Here is a 13928-nt window from a genome sequence, read left to right on the forward strand (position 1 = left end):
AGTATCTGCCGCCTCACACCTATGATAAAACCACGGCTCTGCCCAGTTGCCACGGATGCCCCATGTCTACGCCCAGCAAACCCCTCGCCGGCCTGAAAGTCATCGAACTCGGCACCCTGATCGCCGGCCCGTTCGCCTCGCGCATCTGCGCCGAGTTCGGCGCCGAAGTGATCAAGGTCGAGTCGCCCGACGGCGGCGACCCGCTGCGCAAGTGGCGCAAGCTGTATGAGGGCACTTCGTTGTGGTGGTTTGTGCAGGCGCGCAACAAGCAATCGCTGACGTTGAACCTCAAGCACCCGGAAGGCCGCGAAATCCTCAAGCGGCTGCTGGCCGAGGCTGACATCCTGATCGAAAACTTCCGCCCCGGCGTGCTGGAAAAACTCGGTTTGGGCTGGGATGTGCTGCATGCACTGAACCCGCGCCTGGTGATGGTGCGCCTGTCCGGCTTCGGCCAGACCGGCCCCATGAAGGACCAGCCCGGCTTCGGTGCCGTGGGCGAGTCCATGGGCGGCCTGCGCTACATCACCGGTTTCGACGACCGCCCACCGGTACGCACCGGTATTTCCATTGGCGACTCCATCGCCGCCCTGTGGGGCGTGATCGGCGCGCTGATGGCGCTGCGCCACCGCGAGGTCAATGGCGGCCAGGGCCAAGTGGTGGACGTGGCGCTGTACGAAGCCATTTTCGCCATGATGGAAAGCATGGTCCCGGAGTTCGACGTGTTCGGCTTCATCCGTGAACGCACCGGCAACATCATGCCGGGCATCACGCCCTCCTCCATCCACACCAGCGCCGACGGCAAGCATGTGCAGATCGGCGCCAACGGCGATGCCATCTTCAAACGCTTCATGCAGGCCATTGGCCGCAATGACCTGGCCGACGACCCGGCCCTGGCCAGCAATGATGGCCGCGATGCCCGCCGTGACGAACTGTATGGGGTGATTGACCGTTGGGCCAACAGCCTACCACTGGAGCAGGTGATGCAAACGCTCAACGATGCTGAAGTGCCGGCCAGCCGCATCTATTCGGCCGAGGACATGTTCAACGACCCGCAGTACCTGGCGCGGGAAATGTTCCTGCAGGCCCGCCTGCCGGACGGCAAGCCGTTCAAGATGCCGGGGATCGTGCCTAAGCTGTCCGAAACACCGGGCTCCACCGAGTGGGTCGGCCCGGCACTGGGGGAGCACACCGAAAGCCTGCTTACCCGGTTGGGCTATGATGCCCAGGCCATCGCCGGCCTGCGTCAGGCTGGCACGGTCTGAGACGGCCCCGGCCCATGCGCGCCCTTACCCTGCTGTGCGGGCTGTTCATCGGCCTGGCCATGGTGCCCGTACACGCCAAGGAGCGCTTGCTTTGGCTGGTGCGCGACCTGCCGCCCTTCACGATCTTCGAAGGGTCGGGCAAAGGCCAGGGCGTGATCGACCAGATGCTGCCATTGCTGATCGCGCAAATGCCCGAATACGAGCACAGCATCCTGCGGGTAAACCGCGCACGCGGCCTGCAGATGCTGCAAGACCCTAAAAGCCTGACCTGCGACCCGACGCTGCTGTGGACACCTGAGCGTGCCAAGTTCGTGCACTTCTCGATCCCGTCGCTGGGCGTGCTCAGCGGCGGCCTGATCGTGCGTAAAACAGCGCAGCAATCGCTGGCTCCCTACGTTGAGGGGCAGCAAGTAGACCTCGCCAGCCTGCTGGACAACACGCAACTCAAATTGGGCATTGTTGGCGAACGCAGCTACGGCACGCAAATTGATGAAATCCTGCGGCAACTACCCGATAGCGCCTTGAGCCGCCACTATGGCAACGATGCCACCGCCAACTTGCTGCAGATGCAGCAACTTGGGCGCCTGCAACTGGTGCTCGGCTACTGGCATGAAATGCTCTACCTGTTACAGCAGCAACGGGTGCCGCTGGAGGACTATGAGTTCCACCCGATCAACAAGGTGAATCGCTTTCAGTTCCTGCATGTGGGCTGCTCGGACACCCCTCTGGGCCGTCAGGCCGTGGCGCACATCGACCAGTTATTGCCGGCCCTGCGTCGCAATACCCTGCCGGGCCTTTACGCGCATTGGCTGGATGATGAGCTACAGCAGGACTACCTGGAGCAGAGCAGCCACTTCTTCGAAGCACAGCCCTGAAAAAAGAAACCCCGGTGCGCTGGGGAGGACGCCCGGGGCCAATCGAAAGCCATCAGAGGCTTCCCGCGACAACCCGCCAGTGCCGGAGCAATGCCCTGGCAGGGTGCCGTCACCTTTTCTGACGGGCAACTCAGGCGAAGGTTCCCTGAGGTTGCCGGCTTTGTTGCAATGCTGCGATCACACAGGGCTGCAAGCGCCCTTCGACAATCTGCAGGTCACGGTGCAGGCCATCGACCAGATCGATCAACAAACGTTGCTCCTGCAACTGGCGCAGGCTCACGGTGCGCCGCAGGGCTGTACTGCCTAGGTTGTCGATGACGGTCAACAGGCGGTTACCGCTGGCATCCGCCGATCCAAGTTGGGCCTGGTAAGGGGCCAGGGCATCGTTGAGCAGGCTGCAGATTCTTTCCATCCGGTTCACTCACAGGTAGTGGGACATAGAGGAACAGACCAGCAAGCGCTAGGCAAAGTTCGCCGAACAGCGCCTGCCAAGCCGAGCATGGCGGGGCGATGTGACAGTTTGAATACGTTGCAATGCCTGCTGCCAGCGCAGAATGGGCAAAGGCCATGGCAGGTCGGCGAGCACCCAGAGGCCACGCCTGCGGGCCTCGCTGGCCAGGTTCGGGCGGTTTTTGGCAGCGTGCCCCACGAGCAGCACCGCACGAACGGACGATGCGCGCTCCAGGCAGGCCAGGCCATCGTTCAGGGCGTGATCGAGGATCAGCAGGTCAGCGTGGTGCTTGCGGGCCAGGCAGGCGTCCAGGTCGGAATGGTCGCTGGTAACACGCACGTTGAACAAACCTTGGGCATTGCAGGCCTGGTGCAGAAGGATCTGGTGGGATGGGCGTGAGTGGTGGATCAACACGTAAGGCTGGTGCATTGGCCATTCCTGGGGAGAGGAATGGCCACGCTAGGGAATGGGGTTGAGGTTTTCTGTCAGTCATTTCCCTTGTTGATGCCGGAAACGTCTGAACTGTGCTGCCGCAGACACAACCGCGGCCGCAAGCGCACCGCGTATTCTGTAGGAGCGGATTTATCCGCGAAGCAGGCGACGCGGTGCCTGGCACCGGCTCCGCCGGTGTTCGCGGCTGAAGCCGCTCCTACAGGTTCCTTCAACCCCGCTTACAGCGGCTTGCCGCGGTTCCCATGCTGGCTCACAAAGCCCTGAACAGCTTTCAGGTCATTCGCCAGTACCGTGCAGCGCTCTTCACGGCTGAACAGGTCAGCCAGGTGTGCTGGCAGCTCCAGGGCCTTGCCAACGCCGGCCTTCTCGACCGCCTCGGGGAACTTGACCGGGTGGGCAGTGCCCAGCACCACCATCGGCGTGTCCAGGCTGCGGCGGCACTCACGGGCGGCCTTGACGCCGATCGCGGTGTGCGGGTCAAGCACTTCACCGGTGCTGGCGAAGACTTCGGCGATCGTCTCGCAGGTCTGCTCGTCGCTGACAGCCAGCGAATCAAACAGCTTGCGGGCTTCGGTCCAGCGGTCTTGATCGACGCTGAAACCACCGCCCTGCTTGAAGTTGGCCATCAGCTCGGCAATGGCAGCGCCGTTGCGGCCGTGCAGGTCGAACAGCAAGCGCTCGAAGTTGGACGACACCATGATGTCCATCGACGGCGACAGGGTGGCGTGCAGGGTTTCCTTGACGTACTGGTTGCCACTCATGAAACGGTGCAGGATGTCGTTACGGTTGGTGGCCACTACCAACTGGCTGATCGGCAGGCCCATGTTGCGCGCCAGGTAACCGGCGAAGATGTCGCCGAAGTTGCCGGTTGGCACCGAGAACGCCACCGAACGGGCCGGGCCGCCCAGCTGCAGCGCCGCGTGGAAGTAGTACACGATCTGGGCCATGATCCGCGCCCAGTTGATCGAGTTTACCGCCACCAGGCGCGTGCCCTTGAGGAACGACTGGTCGGCAAAGCTGGCCTTGACCATTTCCTGGCAGTCGTCGAAGTTGCCTTCGATGGCGATGTTGTGGATGTTGTCACCGAAGATGGTGGTCATCTGGCGGCGCTGCACTTCCGACACGCGCTGGTGCGGGTGCAGGATGAAGATGTCGACGTTGTCGCAACGGCGGCAGCCTTCGATGGCGGCGGAGCCGGTGTCACCGCTGGTGGCACCGATGATCACCACACGCTCGCCGCGCTTGGCCAGCACGTGATCGAGCAGGCGGCCGAGCAGTTGCAGGGCGAAGTCCTTGAACGCCAGGGTCGGGCCGTGGAACAGCTCCATCACCCACTCGTTGCTGTTCAGCTGGCGCAGCGGTGCGACTGCCGCATGAGCAAACTCACCGTAGGTTTCTTCGAGGATTTTCTTGAAATCGGCATCGGCGATGCTGCCGGTGACGAACGGGCGCATCACACGGAAGGCCAGTTCGTGGTACGGCAGGCCAGCCCACGAGGCGATTTCTTCCTGGGTGAAGCGTGGCAGGTTTTCTGGCACGTAAAGGCCGCCATCACTGGCCAGGCCAGCCAGCAACACGTCTTCGAAATTCAGGGCCGGTGCCTGGCCGCGGGTGCTGATATAGCGCATGGGTACAAACCTTCGATACTGGGGCTTGGGCCACTGCTGCGGCCCGTAAGCACTATTCGTTAATTGAGCTGTTCGACGCGGATGCGCACGACCTTGCCGACCACGTCCTGCAGGGCTTCCAGGGCGACGATGGCATCGTTGATGCGCTGTTCGACCACGCCGTGGGTCAGCAGGATCATCGGCACCAGGCCATCCTGTTCCTCGGCTTCCTTCTGCATGATCGACTCGATGTTGATGCCACGCTCCGACAGGATGCTTGCCACCTGAGCCAGCACACCTGGGTGGTCCTTGGCCTGGATGCGCAGGTAGTAGGCGCTTTCGCAGGCTTCGATCGGCAGGATCGGGTGGGCCGACAGCGAGTCCGGCTGGAAGGCCAGGTGTGGCACGCGGTTTTCCGGGTCGGAGGTCATGGCACGAACCACGTCAACCAGGTCGGCCACCACGGACGATGCGGTTGGCTCCATGCCGGCGCCAGCGCCGTAATACAAGGTGGAACCGGCGGCGTCGCCGTTGACCATCACTGCGTTCATCACGCCGTTGACGTTGGCGATCAGGCGGTCGGCCGGGATAAGCGTCGGGTGAACGCGCAATTCGATGCCGGCAGGGGTGCTGCGGGCAACGCCCAGGTGCTTGATGCGGTAGCCCAGGGCTTCGGCGTAATTCACGTCAGCGGTGGTCAGCTGGGTGATGCCCTCGGTGTAGGCCTTTTCGAACTGCAGCGGAATGCCAAAGGCGATGGACGCCAGAATGGTCAGCTTGTGGGCAGCATCAATACCTTCGACGTCGAAGGTCGGGTCGGCTTCGGCATAACCCAGTGCCTGGGCTTCGGCCAATACGTCCGGGAAGGCACGGCCCTTCTCGCGCATTTCGGTGAGGATGAAGTTGCCGGTGCCATTGATGATGCCGGCCAGCCAGTTGATACGGTTGGCCGACAGGCCTTCACGGATCGCCTTGATCACCGGGATGCCACCGGCCACGGCCGCTTCAAAGGCAACGATTACGCCCTTCTCGCGGGCCTTGGCGAAGATTTCGTTGCCGTGCACGGCAATCAGCGCCTTGTTGGCGGTGACCACGTGCTTGCCGTTTTCGATGGCCTTGAGCACCAGGTCGCGGGCGATGGTGTAGCCACCGATCAGCTCGATGACAATGTCGATTTCCGGGTTGGTCGCAACGTCGAACACATCAGCGGTAATGGGGGTACCGGTAATCTGGCAGTTCGGGTTCTGCGAGCGCATGGCAATCTGTGCCACTTCAATACCGCGCCCGGCACGGCGGGCAATCTCCTCGGCGTTGCGCTGAAGTACATTGAAGGTACCGCCACCGACGGTCCCCAACCCACAGATGCCTACTTTGACCGGTTTCACAGTGAACTCCCCATTGAACGGCCGGCGCTGCGCCGACCGTGAACCATGCCGTCACCCCATGACGACGGCGTATTGAATTGGATTACTTGGCAAGTGCCAGCTTGGCGACTTGCGGTGCCGGCTGGTAGCCCGGAATGACCTGGCCGTTTTCCAGCACGATGGCTGGCGTGCCGTTGACGCCGATCGACTGGCCCAGCTGGAACTGTTTGCTGACCGGGTTGGCGCACTTGGCGGCCTTGATTTCTTCACCTTCGACCATTTTGTCCATCGCCGCGCGGCGGTCGCTGGAGCACCACACCGCCTGCAACTGCTGGTCACCCGACGAACCCAGGCCCTGACGCGGGAAGGCGACATAGCGCACTTCGATACCGCGGCGGTTCAGCTCAGGCACTTCGGCGTGCAGTTTGTGGCAGTACGGGCAGGTGGTGTCGGTGAACACGGTGATGTGCGACTTGGTCTCGCCCTTGGCAGGATAAACCACCATCTCGGCGGCCGGAATGCCGTTGATGAGCTTGGCAACACCGATGCGTTCGGCCTTTTCGGTCAGGTTGACCGGCTTGCCGTCCTGGATCTGGTACAAGTAGCCCTGCATCACGAACTGCCCGTCGGCACTGGCGTACAGCACGCGCCCGCCTTGCAACTTGACTTCATACAGGCCGCTGACCGGGCTGCTGGCCACGCTTTCGACGGGCACTTCCAGCTCAAGGTTCTGCAACGACTTGCGGATGGCCTGCTCGGCACCGGCATTGGTATCGGTCGCCGCGGCAACGGCAAAGGTACTGGCCAGCGCCAACGCGGCGGCGGCGAACAACTGGGTCACGCGCATGGGAACTCCTGAAGGCGGACAGGGGCCGGAGGGCGCCACCTGCGCAAAAACGCGGTGGCCGTGCGGCCCTTGGTGCAAACCGCCCAAGCCTACCACATCGCGCTGCCAATAAAGGGGGTTGCAAGGACCGGTGGGCGGAACATGAAAATCATTCATCCACGCGGGTGGTGCTGGGCGTGCAGTTGCTGCAGGCGGGCCTTGGCTACATGGGTATAGATCTGCGTGGTAGACAGGTCGCTGTGGCCCAGCAGCATCTGCACCACGCGCAGGTCAGCGCCGTGGTTGATCAGGTGGGTGGCGAACGCATGGCGCAGGGTATGCGGCGACAATGGTTTGTCGATGCCTGCCACCCGCGCCTGGTGCTTGATGCGGTGCCAGAAGGTTTGCCGGGTCATCTGTTCGCCGCGCTGGCTGGGAAACAGCACATCGCTCGGGCGCCCGTTGAGCAGGTCGTTGCGGCCATTGCGCAGGTAGCGCTCCACCCACAGCACCGCCTCCTCACCCATCGGCACGAGGCGCTCTTTGCTGCCTTTGCCCATCACCCGCAGCACACCCTGGCGCAGGTTGACCTGATCGAGCGTGAGGCTGACCAGTTCGGTCACCCGCAGGCCGCATGCGTAAAGGACTTCGAGCATGGCGCGGTCGCGCTCACCAATGGCTTCGCTCAAGTCCGGCGCCTGCAGCAACGCTTCGACGTCGGCTTCGGACAAGGACTTTGGCAACGGCCGGCCGAGTTGCGGCATCTCGACCAGCAAGGTCGGGTCGACTGCTACCCGTTGTTCCCGCAGCAGGTAGCGAAAGAAGCCACGCAGGCCAGAGAGAAATCGCGCGGTGGAGCGGGGTTTGTAGCCTTGATCGAGGCGCCAGGCCAAGTGGTCGAGAATCAAGTCACGGCCCGCGTCGGGCAGGCTCACGCCATGCTCCTGCAACCAGCCGTTGAACAGCGCCAGGTCACTGCGGTAGGACACACGGGTGTTATCGGACAGGCCTTTTTCCAGCCAAAGGGCATCGAGAAACTGGTCGATCAGGGGGTGGTCGAGGGCAGGCATGAAAACTCGGTGGCAAACGTCGAAATGACGCTTAGTCTTTCATAACCACGCCGGCATAGGGAGAGCCCATGAACGAACAGCAGATCCTTTTGAGCGTTGGCGGTATCGGCGCTGCCGCCCTCGCCTGCCAATGGCTGGCCTGGCGCCTGAAACTGCCGGCCATCCTGTTTCTGCTACTGGCCGGCATCACCGCTGGCCCATTGCTGGGCTGGCTCGACCCGCAAGCGCTGTTCGGCCCCTTGTTGATGCCGCTGGTGTCACTGGCTGTGGCGCTGATCCTGTTCGAGGGCAGCCTGACACTGCACCTGTCCCAGTGGAAAGACATCGGCAGCGTGGTGCACCGGCTGGTTACCGTCGGCGCGCTGGTCACCTGGCTGGTGATTGCGCTGGCCACACACTGGCTACTGGGGTTTGACTGGCCGCTGGCCATCCTGTTCGGCACCCTGACGCTGGTCACCGGGCCCACGGTGATCGTGCCGATGCTGCGCGTGGTGCGGCCGAAGGCGGCGATCGCCAATATCCTGCGCTGGGAAGGCATCATGATCGACCCCATCGGCGCGCTGCTGGCCGTTGTGGTATACAGCTTCATTATCGCCAGTGCCGACGGCAACGGGCTGACCCAGAGCCTGATCACCTTCGCCGGCGTCATTTTTTGCGGCAGCGCCCTGGGCGCGGCAGGGGGCTGGCTGCTGGGGCAGATCATGCGCGAGCAATGGTTGCCGGAGTACCTGCACAACCTTGCCTCGCTGGCCGCCGTACTGGGCATTTTCATTGCCGCCAATCAGATCGTGCACGAGTCCGGCCTGCTGGCCGTGACGGTGATGGGCATGTGGCTGGCCAACATGCGCGGGGTGGACGTGCGGCAAATCCTGCACTTCAAGGAAAACCTCAGCGTGCTGCTGATTTCCGGCCTGTTCATCCTGCTGGCCGCGCGCCTGGACCTCAACGCCCTGCTCGGCCTGGGCCCGGCGGTGCTGGCGCTGCTGCTGGTGATCCAGCTGGTGGCGCGCCCGCTGAACGTGTGGCTGTCCACGCTGGGTTCGTCGCTGAACTGGCGCGAACGCACGCTGCTGGCCTGGGTTGCCCCACGCGGCATCGTGGCGGCGGCGGTGTCGGCCATTTTTGCCATTCGCTTGCATGAGGCCGGCCACGAGGGCGCCTTGCTGCTGGTGCCGCTGACCTTCGCCGTGATCATCGGCACAGTGGTGCTGCAAAGCGCAACAGCAAGGCCCTTGGCACGGCTGCTGAAAGTCGCGGAACCCGCGCCGAGCGGCTTCCTGATCGTTGGTGCAAACGAACCGGCGCGAGCCATCGCCAAAGCCCTGCAGCAACTGGGCTGCCGCGTGCTGCTCACCGATTCGAGCTGGGAGAACATCCGTGCCGCGCGCATGGACGGGCTGCCCACCTATTTTGGCAACCCTGCCTCGCAGCATGCCGATGCGCATCTGGACCTTGTCGGGCTGGGCCACCTGTTGGGCCTGTCACCTGCCGGGGAAATCAATGCCCTGGCCTGCGCACGCTTTCGCCATGATTTTGGCCACAGCCGCCTGTTCGTGCTGGCCAGCGGCCTTGAAAAACAGCGCAGCGACAAGCACCGGGCCGCCGAAGAGCACCGCGGGCACCTGCTGGGCGCCAACCCGATGACTTACCTGCAGATGGCCAACCGCCTGCATCAAGGGGCCGAACTCTACAGCACCAACCTTACAGAAGGTTTTGACTGGCGTGCCTATCAAGACCTGCATGGCGAGCGCGCGCATGTGCTGTTTGCGCGGGATGGCCATGGCTGGGTGCACGTTGCGAGTCCGGACGAGGCACTTGCCCCGCAGCCTGGCTGGACGTTGGTAGCGCTCATCGAACCCGCGCCACAGCAATAAGCTCAGGCCTCGGGCAATACCGGTACCGGGCGCTTGTCCTCGTCGATGGCGACGAAGCTGAACACGCCGTGGATGGCGCGCTCGCGGCCGTCCAGGTACATGTTTTCAACGAACACATCCACCTGCACCTGCAGGCTGGTGTTGCCGACTTTAACCACGGTCCCCACCAGTTCGACGATGGTGCCCGCCGGGATCGGGTGCTTGAAGTCGATGCGGTCGGTGGACACGGTCACCAGCGGCAAGCGGCAGAAGCGCGTGGCGGCGATGAACGACACTTCGTCCATCCACGCCAGGGCGGTGCCGCCGAACAGGGTGTTGTGGTGGTTGGTGGTGCTGGGGAATACGGCTTTGGTCACGCGGGTTACCGAGAGCTCGGTACGGCGCTGGATTTCCTGATCGCGGGTAGTGGTCATGGCATGCTCACAACAAATGACAGGGTGCATAATGCAAAAAAGCAGCCCGAAGGCTGCTTTTTTCTCGCTAGGCGGCCTCGGCCACCGGGCAAACTGTACTCAGGACAGTTTTTCCTTGATGCGAGCGGCTTTGCCGGACAGGTCGCGCAGGTAGTACAGCTTGGCTTTACGCACGTCACCACGACGTTTCACGGCCAGGCTGTCGATTTGCGGGCTGTAGGTCTGGAAGGTACGCTCAACACCAACGCCGCTGGAGATTTTGCGCACGGTGAAAGCGCTGTTCAGGCCGCGGTTACGCTTGGCGATAACAACGCCTTCGAACGCCTGCAGACGGGAACGCTCGCCTTCCTTCACTTTAACCTGAACGACGATGGTGTCGCCTGGTGCGAAGGTCGGGATTTCCTTGCTCATCTGCTCGGCTTCGAGCTGCTGGATGATCTTGTTGGTCATGCTGTGCTCCTAAGATGGATACGTGATCCACCATCGATACGTTTAACTATCGTCCCGCTCGCGGAGATATTCCTCGAGCAGCTTCTTCTCTTCTCCAGAAAGCGAGCGACTTTCCAGAAGATCGGCGCGTCGTTCGAAGGTCCTACCAAGGGACTGCTTCATCCTCCAACGCCGGATATGTGCATGGTTGCCACTTAGCAACACGTCGGGAACACGCTGATCCGCATACACCTCGGGTCGGGTGTAGTGCGGGCAATCAAGCAGACCGTCGGTGAAGGAATCTTCTTCCGCCGAGTCCACATGCCCTAAAGCTCCGGGCAGCAGCCGCGTAACCGCATCGATCAGAACCATGGCCGGCAGCTCGCCACCGGAAAGCACATAGTCACCAATCGACCACTCCTCATCGACATGAGCCTCGATAAAGCGCTCGTCGATGCCTTCATAACGACCGGCGATCAGGATCAACGATTCCTGTTCGGCCAGGCCTTTGACCGCCTGCTGAGTCAGCTTGCGGCCCTGCGGCGAAAGGTAAATGACCTTTGCCGATGCTCCGGTCGCTTGCCTGGCGCTAACCAGGGCGTCTTCCAGAGGCTTGATTTTCATCACCATGCCCGGACCACCGCCAAACGGCCGATCATCCACCGTGTGGTGACGATCTGTGGTGTAGTCCCGCGGGTTCCAGCAAGTCACCTGAAGCAACCCCTGTTTCACCGCGCGGCTGGTAATGCCGTACTCCGTGATGGCCGAGAACATCTCGGGGAACAACGTGATGACGTCTACGCGAAGGTTACCCATCGTTTAGAAGTCCGCGTCCCACTCAACCCGCATCACGCCTGCTTCCAGGTCGATGCTGAGCACGCATTGCTCCGTATAGGGCAACAAACGCTCGCGATCATCCAGGCTGCCTGCGCAGGGTTTGACCACCATTACATCGTTCGCACCGGTCTCCAACAGGTGATCGACCTTGCCGAACAATTGTTCGTCCTGGTTGATGACCTTCAGGCCTTCCAACTGGTACCAGTAGTACTCGTCAGCGGCCAGGTTGGGCAAAAGGCTCCGCGCAATGCAGATTTCGTAACCGCTCAGAAGACGGGCTTCATCACGATCATCGAGGCCTTTCAGTTTCACGACCAGGCCCTTTTGGGAGCCACGACCGTTGACCAGCTCGACCTGCTTTACCTTGCCTTCGTGCCGAAGCGTCCAGCGCGGATAATCCAACAGGTTTTCAATCGGATCGGTAAAGGAATACACCTTCACCTCGCCGCGAACGCCGTGAACCGAAAAAATCTTGCCAACGACGATGAGGTCGTCAGCCTTTTCTGGCGTCGCGTTCATACTGCTCAGGCTGCAGCCTTGGCAGCTTCCTTCAGCAGCTGAGCAACACGCTCAGACGGCTGTGCGCCCTGGCTCAGCCAGTAGGTGACGCGCTCTTGGTTGACCGACAGCTTGACTTCGGCGCCCGATGCGATCGGGTTGAAGAAGCCAACGCGCTCAACGAAACGGCCGTCACGGGCGTTACGCGAGTTGGTCACGGTCAGGTGGTAGAATGGGCGCTTTTTCGAGCCGCCACGGGCCAGACGAATGGTTACCATGTGAACATTGTTCCTATAGTCGGTGCTGCAAATCTGAATGCCAAATAGGCACACGGGTGCCCAAAAGGCCGCATATTCTCGGGGAATACACGGACATTTGCAAATGCCTTTTTCGGCAAGGCCTTGCCTTACCGTCCAGATTTGCCGGTTAAGCCACGAAATCCGTGGCCGTTGCCCCGCCGCAGCGGGGGTTCTGGGGGCCTGCCCCGATCAAAGGCAGCCCCCCGGAATACGTATTACAGCTTCGGCATGCCGCCGCCTGGCAGCATCCCGCCAAGGCCACGCATCATCTTGGCCATGCCGCCCTTGGCGGAGAATTTCTTCATCATCTTCTGCATCTGCTTGTGCTGCTTGATCAAGCGGCCGATGTCCTGCACCTGAGTGCCCGAACCCAAGGCGATGCGGCGCTTGCGCGAACCGCTGATCAGGTCAGGGTCGCGGCGCTCGGCCGGGGTCATGGAGTTGATGATCGCTTCCATCTGCTTGAACTGCTTCTCGGCGGCGCCCTGGGCGTTGCCCATCTGCGACAGGTTGACCCCACCGATGCTTGGCAACTTGTCCATCAGGCCGCCCAGGCCGCCCATGTTCTTCATCTGCTGCAGCTGGTCGCGGAAGTCTTCGAGGTCGAAGCCCTTGCCCTTCTTCAGCTTCTTGGCCAGCTTGTCGGCCTTGGCCTTGTCGATGGTCTGCTCGGCCTGCTCGATCAGGCTGAGCACGTCACCCATGCCGAGGATGCGCGAAGCGACGCGGTCCGGGTGGAACGGCTCCAGCGCTTCGGTCTTCTCGCCCATACCGATGAACTTGATCGGCTTGCCGGTGATGGCGCGCACCGACAGCGCGGCACCGCCACGGGCATCACCGTCGACCTTGGTCAGCACCACGCCGGTCAGCGGCAGGGCTTCGCCAAAGGCCTTGGCGGTGTTGGCGGCGTCCTGGCCGGTCATGGCGTCAACCACGAACAGGGTTTCGATCGGCTTGACCGCGGCGTGCAGGGCCTTGATCTCGTCCATCATGTCGGCGTCGATGTGCAGACGGCCGGCGGTGTCGACGATGACCACGTCGATGAACTTGAGCTTGGCTTCGCGGATGGCCGCTTCAGCGATGGCCACCGGCTTCTGGCTGATATCGGACGGGAAGAAGGTGACGCCGATGTCGTTGGCCAGGGTTTCCAGCTGTTTGATTGCCGCCGGGCGGTAGACGTCGGCCGACACCACCATCACGCTCTTTTTCTTGCGCTCTTTAAGGAAGCGCGCGAGCTTGCCGGCGGTGGTGGTCTTACCCGCACCCTGCAAGCCAGCCATCAGCACCACGGCAGGTGGCGCCGCGTTCAGCGCGAGGTCTTCGTTGGCCGCGCCCATCAGGCTTTCCAGCTCGGCCTGGACAATCTTCACGAACGCCTGGCCCGGCGTCAGGCTGCGCGACACCTCGGTGCCGACCGCACGCTCCTTGACGCTGTTGACGAAATCCTTGACCACCGGCAGGGCAACGTCGGCTTCGAGCAGGGCCATGCGCACTTCGCGCAACGTGTCCTTGATGTTGTCTTCAGTCAGCTTGGCCTTGCCGGTGACATGGCGCAGCGTCTGTGACAGGCGGTCGGTCAGGTTTTCGAACATGGTGATCCTTTCAGGCCCAGTTAAAGCCGAGGTTTGTCAGGTGCCCGCGGGGAACTACACACCCGCCAGACACAGCAA

15 protein-coding genes are annotated in these 13928 nt (G+C 62.3%); 3 read left to right on the forward strand and 12 right to left on the reverse strand.

The window, feature by feature from the left end:
* Nucleotides 1-62 precede the first annotated feature (62 nt).
* Nucleotides 63-1262, forward strand: coding sequence for a CaiB/BaiF CoA transferase family protein (locus tag PVV54_RS20715; RefSeq protein ID WP_274907025.1), 1200 nt, complete (start codon nucleotides 63-65; stop codon nucleotides 1260-1262).
* A gap of 14 nt (nucleotides 1263-1276) precedes the next feature.
* On the forward strand, nucleotides 1277-2137 hold the full coding sequence (locus PVV54_RS20720; RefSeq protein ID WP_446731426.1) for a TIGR02285 family protein: 861 nt from the start codon (nucleotides 1277-1279) through the stop codon (nucleotides 2135-2137).
* 130 nt (nucleotides 2138-2267) lie between these two features.
* Here PVV54_RS20720 and PVV54_RS20725 read toward each other — a convergent pair whose 3' ends face one another.
* The 6 genes from PVV54_RS20725 to xerD all read right to left on the reverse strand — a co-directional run bounded on the left by PVV54_RS20725 (nucleotide 2268) and on the right by xerD (nucleotide 7908).
* Entirely contained in the window at nucleotides 2268-2549 is a 282-nt protein-coding gene (locus PVV54_RS20725; RefSeq protein WP_274907026.1) for a DUF3509 domain-containing protein, read from the reverse strand.
* A gap of 48 nt (nucleotides 2550-2597) precedes the next feature.
* Complete coding sequence (locus PVV54_RS20730) at nucleotides 2598-3017, reverse strand: histidine kinase (RefSeq protein ID WP_274907027.1); 420 nt, start codon at nucleotides 3015-3017, stop codon at nucleotides 2598-2600.
* A gap of 242 nt (nucleotides 3018-3259) precedes the next feature.
* Complete coding sequence (thrC, locus tag PVV54_RS20735; RefSeq protein ID WP_274907028.1) at nucleotides 3260-4669, reverse strand: threonine synthase; 1410 nt, start codon at nucleotides 4667-4669, stop codon at nucleotides 3260-3262.
* Between the two features lie 59 nt (nucleotides 4670-4728).
* The gene (locus PVV54_RS20740; protein ID WP_274907029.1) at nucleotides 4729-6033 is read right to left on the reverse strand and encodes a homoserine dehydrogenase; all 1305 of its coding nucleotides are present in this window, start codon (nucleotides 6031-6033) and stop codon (nucleotides 4729-4731) included.
* 82 nt (nucleotides 6034-6115) lie between these two features.
* Nucleotides 6116-6859, reverse strand: a complete 744-nt coding sequence (dsbC, locus tag PVV54_RS20745) for a bifunctional protein-disulfide isomerase/oxidoreductase DsbC (protein ID WP_274907030.1) — start codon at nucleotides 6857-6859, stop codon at nucleotides 6116-6118.
* Between the two features lie 152 nt (nucleotides 6860-7011).
* Complete coding sequence (gene xerD, locus PVV54_RS20750) at nucleotides 7012-7908, reverse strand: site-specific tyrosine recombinase XerD (protein ID WP_274907031.1); 897 nt, start codon at nucleotides 7906-7908, stop codon at nucleotides 7012-7014.
* A gap of 68 nt (nucleotides 7909-7976) precedes the next feature.
* Between xerD and PVV54_RS20755 the strand changes: the two genes are divergently transcribed.
* Entirely contained in the window at nucleotides 7977-9782 is a 1806-nt protein-coding gene (locus PVV54_RS20755; RefSeq protein ID WP_274907032.1) for a cation:proton antiporter, read from the forward strand.
* 2 nt (nucleotides 9783-9784) lie between these two features.
* On the opposite strand, the gene PVV54_RS20760 is transcribed toward PVV54_RS20755, so the two are convergent.
* The 6 genes from PVV54_RS20760 to ffh form a co-directional block, all read right to left on the reverse strand.
* A complete protein-coding gene (locus PVV54_RS20760; RefSeq protein WP_274907033.1) occupies nucleotides 9785-10195 on the reverse strand; it encodes an acyl-CoA thioesterase in 411 nt (136 codons plus the stop codon).
* A gap of 99 nt (nucleotides 10196-10294) precedes the next feature.
* Nucleotides 10295-10645, reverse strand: coding sequence for a 50S ribosomal protein L19 (gene rplS / locus PVV54_RS20765; RefSeq protein ID WP_008094487.1), 351 nt, complete (start codon nucleotides 10643-10645; stop codon nucleotides 10295-10297).
* 42 nt (nucleotides 10646-10687) lie between these two features.
* Nucleotides 10688-11440 (reverse strand): tRNA (guanosine(37)-N1)-methyltransferase TrmD, encoded by a 753-nt coding sequence (gene trmD / locus PVV54_RS20770; RefSeq protein ID WP_008094486.1) that lies wholly within the window; start codon nucleotides 11438-11440, stop codon nucleotides 10688-10690.
* 3 nt (nucleotides 11441-11443) lie between these two features.
* Nucleotides 11444-11980 carry a ribosome maturation factor RimM gene (rimM, locus tag PVV54_RS20775; RefSeq protein ID WP_274907034.1) on the reverse strand — a complete coding sequence of 179 codons (537 nt, stop codon included), beginning with the start codon at nucleotides 11978-11980 and terminating at the stop codon, nucleotides 11444-11446.
* Nucleotides 11981-11985: 5 nt separating this feature from the next.
* Nucleotides 11986-12237, reverse strand: a complete 252-nt coding sequence (gene rpsP, locus PVV54_RS20780; RefSeq protein WP_011535318.1) for a 30S ribosomal protein S16 — start codon at nucleotides 12235-12237, stop codon at nucleotides 11986-11988.
* A gap of 236 nt (nucleotides 12238-12473) precedes the next feature.
* Nucleotides 12474-13850, reverse strand: coding sequence for a signal recognition particle protein (gene ffh / locus PVV54_RS20785; protein ID WP_012270758.1), 1377 nt, complete (start codon nucleotides 13848-13850; stop codon nucleotides 12474-12476).
* Nucleotides 13851-13928 lie beyond the last annotated feature (78 nt).

It is taken from the genome of Pseudomonas sp. PSKL.D1, from assembly GCF_028898945.1.
Lineage (GTDB): Bacteria > Pseudomonadota > Gammaproteobacteria > Pseudomonadales > Pseudomonadaceae > Aquipseudomonas.